Source organism: Citrobacter sp. CK198, assembly GCF_030333295.1.
GTDB lineage: Bacteria > Pseudomonadota > Gammaproteobacteria > Enterobacterales > Enterobacteriaceae > Citrobacter_B > Citrobacter_B koseri.
The window spans coordinates 131569-144285 of sequence record NZ_JAOWGE010000035.1 but is presented as its reverse complement, the minus strand read 5'-3'; the positions used below and the strand labels follow the sequence as shown (position 1 = coordinate 144285).

The following is a 12717-nucleotide window of genomic DNA, read 5'->3' as shown; positions in this document are numbered from 1 at the left end:
CGAAGTGCTATCCGGCAGGTATGCTGAGAATCAGCGCATAAACGACGGTTGTTTCTCTTCGTATGCCGCAATTGCGCTTTCGTGTTGCAGCGTCAGGCCGATGCTGTCCAGACCGTTCAACATGCAGTGGCGGCGGAAGTCGTCGATTTTAAAGCTGTAGGACTTATCGCCCGCTTTTACTACCTGCGCTTCCAGATCCACTTCAAATTTAATCCCCGGATTGGCTTTCACCAGGGCGAACAGTTCATCGACCTCTTCATCGCTCAGTTTCACCGGCAGCAGCTGGTTGTTAAAGCTGTTGCCATAGAAGATATCCGCGAAGCTCGGCGCGATGACCACTTTAAAGCCGTAATCGGTCAGCGCCCACGGCGCGTGCTCGCGCGATGAACCGCAGCCGAAGTTTTCCCGCGCCAGCAGAATCGATGCGCCTTTATATTCCGGGAAGTTCAGCACGAACTCCGGGTTCGGCTGCTGACCTTTTTCATCCAGAAAACGCCAGTCATTGAACAGATGCGCGCCAAAACCGGTGCGGGTGACTTTCTGTAAAAACTGTTTCGGTATAATCGCGTCGGTATCGACGTTAGCAGCATCCAGCGGGACGACCAGGCCGGTGTGTTGGGTAAATTTCTCTGCCATGGTGTGCTCCTTATTTGATGCTGCGAATATCGGCGAAATGACCGGTGACGGCGGCAGCGGCAGCCATCGCCGGGCTAACCAGATGCGTGCGTCCGCCGCGCCCCTGACGACCTTCAAAGTTACGGTTGCTGGTGGAGGCGCAGCGCTCGCCCGGATTCAGACGGTCGTTGTTCATCGCCAGGCACATGGAACAGCCTGGTAAACGCCATTCAAAACCGGCTTCGATAAAGATCTTATCCAGACCTTCCGCCTCTGCCTGCGCTTTTACCGGGCCGGAGCCGGGAACCACCAGAGCCTGAACGCCCGGTGCAACTTTACGCCCTTTGGCGATTTCCGCCGCCGCGCGTAAATCTTCAATACGCGAGTTGGTGCAGGAACCGATAAACACTTTGTCGATCGCCACGTCGGTTAACGGAATGCCCGGTTTCAGCCCCATATAGGCCAGCGCTTTTTCGGCGCTTGCGCGCTCGACAGGATCGGCAAACGAGGCTGGATCGGGGATGTTGTCGTTGACGGAGATAACCTGACCCGGGTTGGTTCCCCAGGTAACTTGTGGCGCAATGTCTTCCGCTTGCAGGGTCACGACGGTATCGAACGTTGCGCCGTCGTCGGTTTTCAGGGTTTTCCAGTATGCGACGGCATCGTCAAAATCGCTGCCTTTCGGGGCGTGCAAACGCCCTTTTACGTAGTTGAAGGTGGTGTCATCCGGCGCGACCAGACCGGCTTTGGCGCCCATCTCGATCGCCATGTTGCACAGGGTCATACGACCTTCCATGCTCAGATTGCGAATTGCTTCGCCGCAGAACTCGACCACATGGCCCGTACCGCCCGCGCTGCCGGTTTTACCGATAATCGCCAGCACGATATCTTTCGCCGTAATACCCGGCGCAGCCGTGCCTTTCACCTCAATCTTCATGGTTTTTGCGCGGCCCTGTTTCAGGGTCTGCGTCGCCAGAACGTGTTCAACTTCGGAGGTGCCGATGCCAAACGCCAGTGCGCCGAATGCGCCGTGCGTGGCGGTATGGGAATCGCCGCAAACAATGGTCATCCCCGGTAAGGTCACGCCCTGTTCCGGCCCCATTACGTGGACGATCCCCTGATACGGGTGGTTCAGGTCATACAGCTCCACGCCGAACGCTTTGCAGTTTTTGATCAACTCCTGCATCTGAATCCGCGCCATCTCGCCAGAGGCGTTGATGTCTTTGGTTTGCGTAGAGACGTTATGATCCATCGTCGCGAAGGTTTTACCCGGCTGGCGAACCGGACGACCGTGGGCGCGCAGACCGTCAAACGCCTGCGGGGAGGTTACTTCATGCACCAGATGCCTGTCGATGTACAGCAGCGGGGTTTCGTTCTGCGCCTCATAGACCACATGCGCATCGAACAATTTTTCATACAACGTTTTAGCCATGATTACACCCCTTCGGCGACATAACGGGCAATGATGTCGCCCATCTCATCGGTACTGACAGCGGCAGCGCCACGGGCTAAATCACCGGTGCGAATACCTTCTTCTAATGCGCGGTTAATGGCGCTTTCAATGGCCGTTGCCGCATCGTCGGCATCCAGGCTGTAACGCAGCAGCAACGCCAGCGACAGGATCTGCGCGATCGGGTTGGCGATGTTTTTCCCGGCGATATCCGGCGCAGAACCGCCCGCCGGTTCATACAGGCCGAAACCCTGTTCGTTCAGGCTGGCGGAAGGCAACATCCCCATTGAGCCGGTGATCATCGCGCATTCGTCAGACAGAATGTCGCCAAACAGGTTGGAGCACAGCAGCACGTCAAACTGAGAGGGATCTTTAATCAACTGCATCGTGGCATTGTCGATGTACATGTGCGCCAGTTCGACATCCGGGTACGCTTTGGCGACCTCATTGACGATCTCGCGCCACAGAATGGACGTTTGCAGGACGTTGGCTTTGTCGATCGACGTAACCTTACGGCGACGTTTACGCGCCGATTCGAAGGCGATGCGCGCAATACGTTCGATTTCAAAACGGTGATACACCTCGGTATCGAAGGCTTTTTCATGTTGCCCGCTGCCTTCGCGGCCTTTCGGCTGACCAAAATAGATCCCGCCGGTTAATTCACGCACGCACAGGATGTCGAAACCGTTGGCTGCGATGTCGGCGCGCAGCGGGCAGAAGGCTTCCAGCCCCTGGTACAGCTTTGCCGGACGCAGGTTGCTGAACAATTTGAAGTGTTTACGCAGCGGCAGCAATGCGCCGCGTTCCGGTTGGCTGTCCGGCGGCAGATTTTCCCATTTCGGGCCGCCGACGGAGCCAAACAGAATGGCATCCGCTTGTTCACAGCCTTCAACGGTCGCTTTCGGCAGCGGTTGACCGTGGTTGTCGATAGCGGCGCCGCCGACATCGTAATGGCTGGTGGTAATGCGCATAGCAAAACGACTGCGAACGGCTTCCAGGACTTTCAGGGCTTGCGCCATCACTTCCGGGCCAATACCGTCACCCGGCAAAACAGCAATATGGTAATTCTTCGACATCACACGGTTTCCTTATTGTTCTCTTTATTCTGAGCTTTGCGTTGCAATTCTTTTTCGACTTCGGCGGCGCGCCAGATGTTGTTCAGGACATGCACCATCGCTTTCGCGGAGGATTCGACGATATCGGTCGCCAGACCGACCCCGTGGAAGCGACGGCCGTTATAGTTGGCGACGATATCCACCTGGCCCAGCGCATCTTTGCCGTGGCCTTTCGCCGACAGGCTGTATTTCACCAGTTCGATGTTGTAATCGGTGATGCGGTTGATGGCCTGGTAAATGGCATCGACCGGGCCGTTGCCGTTCGCGGCTTCCGCTTTGATGTCGTCGCCGCAGGCCAGTTTGACGGAGGCCGTGGCGATATCGTTAGAGCCGGACTGCACGCTGAAATAGTCCAGACGGAAATGCTCTGGCTCTTCCTGTTGTTTATTGATGAAGGCCAGCGCCTCCAGGTCGTAATCGAATACCTGACCTTTTTTATCCGCCAGCTTCAGGAAAGCGTCGTACAGGTTATCCAGATTGTATTCACTCTCTTTATAGCCCATCTCGTCCATACGGTGTTTTACGGCCGCACGCCCGGAGCGAGAGGTCAGGTTCAACTGGATCTGGTTCAGGCCGATAGACTCTGGCGTCATGATTTCGTAGTTTTCACGGTTTTTCAGCACGCCGTCCTGGTGAATGCCGGAGGAGTGGGCGAACGCGCCGCTGCCGACAATCGCTTTGTTCGCCGGGATCGGCATGTTGCAGATCTGACTGACCAACTGGCTGGTGCGCCAGATCTCCTGGTGATTGATGCGGGTATGCACATTCAGAATGTCCTGGCGTACCTTGATCGCCATGATGACTTCTTCCAGCGAGCAGTTACCGGCACGTTCGCCGATACCATTCATGGCGCCTTCAACCTGACGCGCGCCCGCGTGGACGGCCGCCAGCGCGTTGCCGACGCCCAGACCTAAATCATCATGGGTATGTACGGAGATGATGGCCTTGTCGATATTCGGTACGCGCTCATACAGCCCGGAAATAATACCGCCGAACTCGAAGGGCATGGTGTAGCCCACGGTATCGGGAATGTTGATTGTTTTCGCGCCCGCATTGATCGCCGCTTCCACGACGCGAGCGAGATCGTCAATCGGGGTACGACCTGCGTCTTCGCATGAGAACTCCACGTCATCAGTGTAATTACGCGCACGCTTAACCATATAGATAGCACGCTCAATCACTTCATCCAGCGTGCTGCGCAGCTTGGTGGCGATATGCATCGGCGAGGTGGCGATAAAGGTATGGATGCGGAAAGCGTCCGCGACCTTCAGTGATTCTGCCGCGACGTCGATGTCTTTTTCCACGCAGCGGGCTAACGCGCAAACGCGGCTGTTTTTGACCTGGCGGGCGATAGTCTGTACCGACTCAAAATCGCCAGGTGAAGAGACGGGAAAACCCACTTCCATCACATCGACGCCCATACGTTCAAGGGCCAGGGCAATTTGCAGCTTTTCTTTCACACTCAGGCTAGCCTGTAACGCCTGTTCACCGTCGCGTAAAGTGGTATCGAAAATAATGACTTGCTGGCTCATGGTTTAGGTCCTTGTCTCTTTAGGGCGCCTTGCTTCGAGCATAAAAAAACCCGCGCAACGGCGCGGGTTTTTAATCTTACTGATGCTGACTTAATGCTGAATGTCGCTCACCAGTCTACCGCGCAACGAAGATGCGTTTAGTAGTAGTAGACCGTTAAAGCGAGCGATACGAATCATTAAATCAACTCCAGATGAATGCGATATGCTTTTAGTGGTACTGGATACGCTGCGCGATGTCAACCCTGTTGCAGATAAACCCTCCCATGCAGAGGGGATCTTGCGTTCTGTACTTTAGCTAATTGTGCTGAACTTTCAGGCGAATGCAAAATAAATCGACAGGAGGTGCGTACATACTTTTCACTGTTTGACATATTTGAGCATGTTTATTTGCAACTACAGCAAGCTGAAAGGGGGGTAAAGGTATTGCAAAGGTCGTACTTATCTTTTTGATTTTATTTATTTTTATATCTTTCGTGAATAAATTAATGAATCCGTTGCACACGTTATTGATAAATTATTGTTAAGAGTAAAAGCACAACTAATATAAACAATTAATTAAAACTTAATTTATTATTCACCAAAAGCATGATTGTGTATTCGCCACGCTTATGTTTATATTGCTTTTGTAATTTAAACATTATGAATCATCGTGCTGTGGCCTCTGCCGTATTGTACTGGCATGGGCTTTCGCCTTTTCCTGAACGATGCCTTTATGTTTTCCTAATTTTTATGTTTTCTCTTTTTCTTATTTTATATGCATGATAAATCATATTTCCTGAGATTATTTCTGCATTTCGTCAAGAAAAAGGGAGTTTAGTGTGACAGTGGAGTTAACTATGCCAGAGATAGAAATAGATAAACCGCATCCGATAGAAATGGTTAAGCCTCAGCTTCGTATGGTTGATCTGAATTTACTGACCGTCTTTGATGCCGTGATGCAAGAGCAGAATATCACGCGGGCGGCTCACTCCCTGGGGATGTCGCAGCCTGCCGTCAGTAATGCGGTGGCGCGTCTGAAAGTCATGTTTAATGACGAGCTGTTTGTCCGGTACGGACGCGGTATCCAGCCAACGGCGCGCGCTTATCAGCTATTTGGTTCCGTTCGCCAGGCGTTACAGTTGGTGCAAAATGAGTTGCCCGGTTCAGGTTTTGAACCCGCCAGCAGCGAGCGTGTATTCCATCTTTGCGTGTGCAGCCCGCTGGATAATATTCTGACGTCGCTTATTTATAATCGCGTTGAAAAGATTGCGCCGAATATTCATGTCGTTTTTAAATCATCGTTAAATCAAAATACGGAACATCAGCTGCGTTATCAGGAAACGGAATTTGTTATTGGGTATGAAGAGTTTCGCCGTCCTGAGTTTACCAGCGTATCGTTATTTAAAGATGAAATGGTGCTGGTCGCCAGCAGAAAACATCCGCGTATCAGCGGTCCGTTGCTGGAGAGCGATGTTTATAATGAACAACATGCGGTCGTTTCACTCGATCGCTATGCCTCATTTAGCCAGCCGTGGTATGACACGCCAGACAGACAAAGCTGCATTGCTTATCAGGGAATGGCGTTGATCAGCGTGCTTAATGTTGTCTCTCAAACGCAACTGGTGGCAGTTGCGCCGCGTTGGTTAGCCGATGAATTTGCTGAGTCATTAGCGTTACAGATATTACCGTTGCCTTTAAAACTGAATAGCCGAACCTGTTATCTTTCCTGGCATGATGCCGCGGGTCGGGATAAGGGTCATCAATGGATGGAAGAGTTATTGGTTTCTGTCTGTCAAAAGTGAATACGGGCGGAATAAATCAGAGTGAAATATCTGGTTTATTCTGCTTTTTCGTCTGTGTGTGAAATTTTATACTGAATTGTGCATCCAGGCGCTTTACGCATATCGCAAAAAATGGCGATATTGCTGTAAGTCCCCATTTTTAAGCGATTATTTATCATCACATCTGCTTATCCTGGTGTAATTCGCCGTTTCTTCTGCGCTTTCATCTCATTTATTCTTATTTATCTTCGAACGATGACATCAGCCTGAATTGCCTGCGTCATGGTGAGCAGTTAATGTGTTAGCAAAAGGTAAATCATCATAATAGTGGAGCAAGCCATGGAGATGTTGTCTGGAGCCGAGATGGTCGTCCGATCGCTCATCGATCAGGGCGTGAAGCAGGTATTCGGTTATCCCGGGGGCGCGGTCCTCGATATTTATGATGCGCTGCACACGGTCGGTGGTATCGATCATGTGCTTGTCCGTCATGAACAAGCGGCTGTGCATATGGCGGATGGTCTGGCGCGGGCAACAGGTGAAGTCGGGGTCGTTCTGGTCACTTCCGGGCCAGGCGCTACGAATGCGATTACCGGTATTGCTACGGCCTATATGGACTCCATTCCTCTGGTCATCCTTTCCGGGCAAGTGGCGACGTCGTTGATTGGCTATGACGCCTTTCAGGAATGCGACATGGTGGGGATATCACGTCCGGTGGTGAAACACAGCTTCCTCGTTAAACAGACGGAAGACATCCCGCAGGTGCTGAAAAAAGCGTTCTGGCTGGCGGCAAGCGGGCGTCCTGGACCCGTGGTCGTGGACCTCCCGAAAGATATTTTGAATCCGGCGAAAAAGTTGCCTTACGTCTGGCCGGAGTCGGTCAGTATGCGCTCTTATAACCCGACCACGACAGGGCATAAAGGGCAGATTAAGCGCGCGCTGCAAACGCTGGCGGCGGCAAAAAAACCGGTGGTCTACGTCGGCGGCGGTGCAGTGAATGCAGGGTGTCATGAACAACTGCGGCAAACCATTGAAGCGCTCAACCTGCCGGTCGTCTCGTCGCTGATGGGGCTGGGCGCATTCCCGGCTACGCATCGTCAGTCGTTAGGGATGCTGGGGATGCACGGCACCTATGAAGCCAACATGACCATGCATCATTCCGATGTGATTTTTGCCGTCGGGGTGCGTTTTGACGATCGCACGACCAATAATCTGGCGAAATACTGCCCGAATGCGACCGTGCTGCATATCGATATCGATCCGACGTCTATCTCTAAAACCGTGACGGCGGATATTCCCATTGTGGGCGATGCGCGCCTGGTTCTGGAGCAAATGCTGGAATTACTGCCGCAGGAAGCCGCGCAGCAGCCGCTGGATGATATTCGCGACTGGTGGCAACACATTGAACGCTGGCGCGCTCGTCAGTGCCTGAAATATGACACCCAAAGCGAGAGCATTAAACCGCAGGCGGTGATCGAAGCTATCTGGCGTCTGACGAAAGGCGATGCGTATGTCACTTCTGATGTCGGCCAGCACCAGATGTTCGCCGCGCTCTACTACCCCTTTGATAAGCCGCGTCGCTGGATTAACTCCGGCGGTCTCGGCACGATGGGCTTTGGCCTGCCAGCGGCTCTGGGCGTGAAGATGGCGCTGCCGGATGAAACGGTAGTGTGCGTCACGGGAGATGGCAGCATTCAGATGAACATTCAGGAGCTGTCGACGGCGCTGCAATATGAACTGCCGGTGCTGGTGCTCAACCTTAACAACCGCTATCTCGGCATGGTCAAACAATGGCAGGACATGATCTACTCCGGGCGTCATTCGCAATCTTACATGCAGTCGCTGCCCGATTTTGTACGCCTTGCCGAGGCTTATGGGCATATCGGTATCCAGATTAATCATCCAGATGAACTGGAGAGCAAGCTGGGCGAAGCGCTGGAACATGTGCGTAACCATCGTCTGGTGTTTGTCGATGTCACCGTCGATGGCAGTGAGCATGTCTACCCGATGCAGATTCGTGGGGGCGGGATGGATGAAATGTGGTTAAGCAAAACGGAGAGGACCTGATTATGCGCCGGATATTATCAGTATTGCTGGAAAACGAGTCGGGTGCATTGTCGCGTGTGATTGGCCTCTTCGCCCAGCGTGGATACAACATTGAAAGCCTTACCGTCGCGCCGACCGACGATCCGACGTTATCGCGTATGACCATCCAGACGGTTGGTGATGAGAAAGTCCTGGAGCAGATCGAAAAGCAGCTTCACAAGCTGGTAGATGTTCTGCGCGTCAGCGAACTTGGGCAGGGCGCGCACGTTGAGCGAGAAATCATGCTGGTGAAGATTCAGGCCAGCGGGTACGGAAGGGAAGAGGTGAAGCGCAACACGGAGATTTTCCGTGGGCAGATTATTGATGTCACGCCTTCTATTTATACCGTCCAGCTGGCAGGCACCAGCGATAAGCTGGACGCGTTTCTGGCGACGCTGCGTGAAGTGGCAAAAATTGTTGAAGTTGCCCGTTCCGGCGTCGTCGGGCTTTCGCGCGGCGACAAGATCATGCGTTAATCATTGTGTTGTATTTCAATTGTAGGCCTGATAAGCGAAGCGCCATCAGGCCATTATACCCTGCCGGATGGCGCTAATGCTTATCCGGCCTACAGGCGACGTCTCAACCTCCGCCGACGCTACCCGTTGGCTTTTTTTTGCGAAATCAGTGGTAACCCGGAATAAAAGCGGTTGCCGCAGTCACTATTCTGCGCTTAGATGTTAAGAAATTTAACCCATGCCGTCACAATGGTTATGGTTTGTACATTTTACGCAAGGGGCAATTGTGAAACTGGATGAAATCGCTCGGCTGGCCGGTGTATCGCGAACGACTGCAAGCTACGTTATTAACGGAAAAGCAAAGCAATACCGCGTGAGCGACAAGACCGTCGAGAAAGTCATGGCGGTGGTACGTGAGCATAATTACCACCCGAATGCTGTGGCCGCCGGGCTGCGTGCTGGACGCACACGTTCTATCGGACTGGTCATTCCCGATCTGGAGAACACGAGTTATACCCGTATCGCAAACTACCTGGAGCGGCAGGCGCGCCAGCGAGGTTATCAACTGCTGATTGCCTGCTCAGAAGATCAGCCGGATAACGAAATGCGGTGTATCGAACATCTTCTACAACGCCAGGTGGATGCGATCATTGTATCGACCTCGTTACCGCCGGAGCATCCGTTCTACCAGCGCTGGGCCAATGGTTCATTCCCCATCGTGGCGCTGGATCGCGCGCTGGATCGCGAACATTTCACCAGCGTTGTCGGGGCGGATCAGGATGATGCGGAAATGCTGGCGGCAGAGTTACGTAAATTCCCGGCGGAAACGGTGCTTTACCTGGGCGCGTTGCCGGAGCTGTCCGTCAGTTTCCTGCGCGAGCAGGGGTTCCGTACCGCATGGAAAGACGATCCGCGCGAAGTACACTATCTGTACGCCAACAGCTACGAGCGGGAAGCGGCGGCGCAGCTGTTCGAAAAATGGCTGGAAACTCACCCGATGCCGCAGGCGCTGTTTACCACGTCGTTTGCGCTCTTGCAGGGCGTGATGGATGTGACGTTACGTCGTGACGGGAAGCTGCCTTCCAACCTGGCGATCGCCACCTTTGGCGATAATGAACTGCTCGACTTCTTGCAGTGTCCGGTTCTGGCGGTCGCACAGCGTCATCGTGATGTTGCTGAACGCGTCCTGGAGATCGTCCTGGCCAGCCTGGATGAGCCGCGTAAACCGAAGCCTGGTTTAACGCGAATCAAACGTAATTTGTACCGTCGCGGTATTCTTAGCCGCAGTTAGTCCATTTCTGTCGGCCGGATAGGGCGGTTATGCCGCCATCCGGCAAATCGCCCGGCGGCGTTGTCGCTGACCGGGCAAATATTCACCTGCCAACAATACTCACACCATAATTAAGATTATTCCTTAGAATTATCCGACTTATCTTTCAAATATGCTGATTTTAAACCTGTCGATACCGACTTCAGGTTTATTGAGACGTCGTATTGAACCCGTTTTGTATTATTTTGTTACATGCGGGCGACGAATTGCCGAATTAACAAACACTTTTTTTCGATGTGGCCTCCACGTCGCGGCTGGCTTGTCGGTGCGGGGCGTAGAGAGCGATAAACAGGTACTGTTATCTCGCTGCATATTGTCCTAAAATGCCGCTCGCGTCGCAAACTGACACTTTATATTTTTATCAGATGATATTGAGTCGTTTTAAACGGTGATGAGTTTTTGGATCTTTTTTCTTACAAATATTCATGACGTTAATTTGCTTCGCTCGTTGGACGGAATTTAATCAACGCTGATATTAGCCGTATACATTGGGTTTTTTACTCCGGTAAGCGTCCTGACTTGCTTGACAAGCTTTTCCTCCGCTCCGTAAACTCCTTTAAGTGGGAATTTGTGGGGCAAAGTGGTAATAAGGGGTGAGGCTGGCATGTTCCGGGGAGCAACGTTAGTCAATCTCGACAGTAAGGGGCGCTTATCTGTGCCCACCCGTTACCGGGATCAACTGATCGAGAACGCTACCGGTCAAATGGTTTGTACCATTGACATCCATCACCCGTGCCTGCTGCTTTACCCCCTGCCTGAATGGGAAATTATCGAGCAAAAATTATCGCGTCTGTCGAGCATGAACCCGGTTGAGCGCCGCGTGCAGCGTTTACTGTTGGGGCATGCCAGCGAATGTCAGATGGATAGCGCGGGTCGCTTATTGATCGCGCCAATTCTGCGGCAACATGCCGGGCTGACGAAAGAAGTGATGCTGGTTGGACAGTTCAATAAGTTTGAACTGTGGGATGAAACGACCTGGTATCAACAGGTCAAGGAAGATATCGACGCTGAGCAGTCAGTAACCGAAACCTTGTCGGAACGACTGCAGGACTTGTCTCTATAATGATGATGGAAAATTTTAAACACACTACGGTGCTGTTGGACGAGGCCGTAAACGGTCTGAACATTCGCCCTGACGGCATCTACATTGATGGGACATTTGGTCGCGGCGGCCACTCACGTCTGATCCTCTCCCGGCTTGGCGAAGAGGGACGTTTGCTGGCGATCGATCGCGATCCGCAGGCTATTGCCGAAGCCCAGGCCATCAATGATCCTCGCTTCTCCATCATTCATGGACCTTTCTCTGCGCTTGCTGATTATGTAAGTGAGCGCGAACTTATCGGCAAGATCGACGGGATTCTCCTTGATCTTGGCGTCTCTTCACCGCAACTCGATGATGCCGAACGTGGTTTTTCTTTTATGCGCGATGGCCCGCTGGATATGCGTATGGACCCAACGCGCGGTCAGTCTGCCGCAGAATGGCTGCAAACCGCGGAAGAAGCCGATATTGCCTGGGTGCTGAAAACCTTTGGCGAAGAGCGTTTTGCGAAACGTATTGCCCGCGCCATTGTGGAGCGCAACCGCGAACAGCCCATGACCCGCACCAAAGAACTGGCGGAAGTGGTTGCAGCGGCGACGCCGGTGAAGGACAAATTCAAACATCCCGCGACCCGTACCTTCCAGGCGGTGCGCATTTGGGTGAACAGTGAACTGGAGGAGATAGAGCAGGCGCTAAAAAGCTCGCTCAGCGTGCTGGCCCCGGGTGGGCGGCTTTCCATTATCAGTTTCCACTCGCTGGAAGACCGTATTGTGAAGCGCTTTATGCGTGAGCAAAGCCGCGGTCCACAGGTTCCAGCAGGGTTGCCGATGACGGAAGAGCAGCTCAAAAAACTGGGCGGTCGTGAGCTAAGAGCATTAGGCAAGTTGATGCCGGGCGAAGAAGAAGTGGCGGAAAATCCACGCGCCCGTAGTTCAGTTCTGCGTATTGCAGAGAGGACGAACGCATGATCAGCAGAGTGACAGAAGCCCTGAGCAAAGTGAAGGGATCGACGGGAATCACCAATCGCCATGCTTTGCCTGGCGTGATCGGTGACGATCTTTTGCGATTTGGGAAGCTGCCACTCTGCCTGTTCATTTGCATCATTTTAACGGCGGTCACCGTCGTGACAACGGCGCACCATACGCGCCTGTTAACCGCACAGCGCGAGCAACTGGTGCTGGAGCGTGATGCGCTGGATATCGAATGGCGCAACCTGATTCTTGAAGAAAACGCGCTCGGCGATCATAGCCGGGTAGAACGGATCGCAACGGAAAAGTTGCAGATGCAGCATGTCGATCCCTCACAAGAAAATATCGTAGTGCAAAAATAAGGATAAACG

12 protein-coding genes are annotated in these 12717 nt (G+C 52.9%); 7 read left to right on the top strand and 5 right to left on the bottom strand.

All coding sequences use genetic code 11. From position 1 onward, the window contains the following. Nucleotides 1–30: 30 nt before the first annotated feature. From leuD to leuL, 5 genes are all read right to left on the bottom strand, one after another. On the bottom strand, nt 31–636 hold the full coding sequence (leuD, locus tag OGY62_RS18605) for a 3-isopropylmalate dehydratase small subunit (protein ID WP_049008518.1): 606 nt from the start codon (nt 634–636) through the stop codon (nt 31–33). 10 nt (nt 637–646) lie between these two features. After that, a complete protein-coding gene (gene leuC, locus OGY62_RS18600; protein ID WP_012134093.1) occupies nt 647–2047 on the bottom strand; it encodes a 3-isopropylmalate dehydratase large subunit in 1401 nt (466 codons plus the stop codon). A gap of 2 nt (nt 2048–2049) precedes the next feature. Beyond that, nucleotides 2050–3141: a 3-isopropylmalate dehydrogenase gene (leuB, locus tag OGY62_RS18595; RefSeq protein WP_012134092.1), complete on the bottom strand. Its 1092-nt coding sequence runs from the start codon at nt 3139–3141 to the stop codon at nt 2050–2052. Further along, nucleotides 3141–4712 carry a 2-isopropylmalate synthase gene (gene leuA / locus OGY62_RS18590; RefSeq protein WP_012134091.1) on the bottom strand — a complete coding sequence of 524 codons (1572 nt, stop codon included), beginning with the start codon at nt 4710–4712 and terminating at the stop codon, nt 3141–3143. The genes leuB and leuA overlap by 1 nt, the downstream gene beginning before the upstream one ends. A 90-nt stretch (nt 4713–4802) precedes the next feature. Beyond that, nucleotides 4803–4889 carry a leu operon leader peptide gene (gene leuL / locus OGY62_RS18585; RefSeq protein WP_047458945.1) on the bottom strand — a complete coding sequence of 29 codons (87 nt, stop codon included), beginning with the start codon at nt 4887–4889 and terminating at the stop codon, nt 4803–4805. A gap of 659 nt (nt 4890–5548) precedes the next feature. On the opposite strand from leuL, the gene leuO reads away from it, so the two are divergent. The 7 genes from leuO (at nt 5549) to ftsL (ending at nt 12708) form a co-directional block, all read left to right on the top strand. After that, nucleotides 5549–6493: a transcriptional regulator LeuO gene (gene leuO, locus OGY62_RS18580; protein WP_012134089.1), complete on the top strand. Its 945-nt coding sequence runs from the start codon at nt 5549–5551 to the stop codon at nt 6491–6493. A gap of 318 nt (nt 6494–6811) precedes the next feature. Further along, the gene (gene ilvI / locus OGY62_RS18575) at nt 6812–8536 is read left to right on the top strand and encodes an acetolactate synthase 3 large subunit (RefSeq protein WP_286460392.1); all 1725 of its coding nucleotides are present in this window, start codon (nt 6812–6814) and stop codon (nt 8534–8536) included. A gap of 2 nt (nt 8537–8538) precedes the next feature. Then, complete coding sequence (gene ilvN / locus OGY62_RS18570; protein WP_003829566.1) at nt 8539–9030, top strand: acetolactate synthase small subunit; 492 nt, start codon at nt 8539–8541, stop codon at nt 9028–9030. 265 nt (nt 9031–9295) lie between these two features. After that, on the top strand, nt 9296–10300 hold the full coding sequence (gene cra, locus OGY62_RS18565; RefSeq protein WP_024130712.1) for a catabolite repressor/activator: 1005 nt from the start codon (nt 9296–9298) through the stop codon (nt 10298–10300). Nucleotides 10301–10943: 643 nt separating this feature from the next. Beyond that, the gene (gene mraZ, locus OGY62_RS18560) at nt 10944–11402 is read left to right on the top strand and encodes a division/cell wall cluster transcriptional repressor MraZ (RefSeq protein WP_012134081.1); all 459 of its coding nucleotides are present in this window, start codon (nt 10944–10946) and stop codon (nt 11400–11402) included. 2 nt (nt 11403–11404) lie between these two features. Beyond that, complete coding sequence (gene rsmH, locus OGY62_RS18555) at nt 11405–12346, top strand: 16S rRNA (cytosine(1402)-N(4))-methyltransferase RsmH (RefSeq protein WP_024130711.1); 942 nt, start codon at nt 11405–11407, stop codon at nt 12344–12346. Then, nucleotides 12343–12708: a cell division protein FtsL gene (gene ftsL / locus OGY62_RS18550; RefSeq protein WP_012134079.1), complete on the top strand. Its 366-nt coding sequence runs from the start codon at nt 12343–12345 to the stop codon at nt 12706–12708. The genes rsmH and ftsL overlap by 4 nt, the downstream gene beginning before the upstream one ends. Nucleotides 12709–12717 lie beyond the last annotated feature (9 nt).

Coding starts and splice junctions, on each gene's coding strand:
- leuD (WP_049008518.1), bottom strand. CDS start 636: ATGGCAGAGAAATTTACCCAACACACCGGCCTGGTCGTCCCGCTGGAT.
- leuC (WP_012134093.1), bottom strand. CDS start 2,047: ATGGCTAAAACGTTGTATGAAAAATTGTTCGATGCGCATGTGGTCTAT.
- leuB (WP_012134092.1), bottom strand. CDS start 3,141: ATGTCGAAGAATTACCATATTGCTGTTTTGCCGGGTGACGGTATTGGC.
- leuA (WP_012134091.1), bottom strand. CDS start 4,712: ATGAGCCAGCAAGTCATTATTTTCGATACCACTTTACGCGACGGTGAA.
- leuL (WP_047458945.1), bottom strand. CDS start 4,889: ATGATTCGTATCGCTCGCTTTAACGGTCTACTACTACTAAACGCATCT.
- leuO (WP_012134089.1), top strand. CDS start 5,549: ATGCCAGAGATAGAAATAGATAAACCGCATCCGATAGAAATGGTTAAG.
- ilvI (WP_286460392.1), top strand. CDS start 6,812: ATGGAGATGTTGTCTGGAGCCGAGATGGTCGTCCGATCGCTCATCGAT.
- ilvN (WP_003829566.1), top strand. CDS start 8,539: ATGCGCCGGATATTATCAGTATTGCTGGAAAACGAGTCGGGTGCATTG.
- mraZ (WP_012134081.1), top strand. CDS start 10,944: ATGTTCCGGGGAGCAACGTTAGTCAATCTCGACAGTAAGGGGCGCTTA.
- rsmH (WP_024130711.1), top strand. CDS start 11,405: ATGATGGAAAATTTTAAACACACTACGGTGCTGTTGGACGAGGCCGTA.
- ftsL (WP_012134079.1), top strand. CDS start 12,343: ATGATCAGCAGAGTGACAGAAGCCCTGAGCAAAGTGAAGGGATCGACG.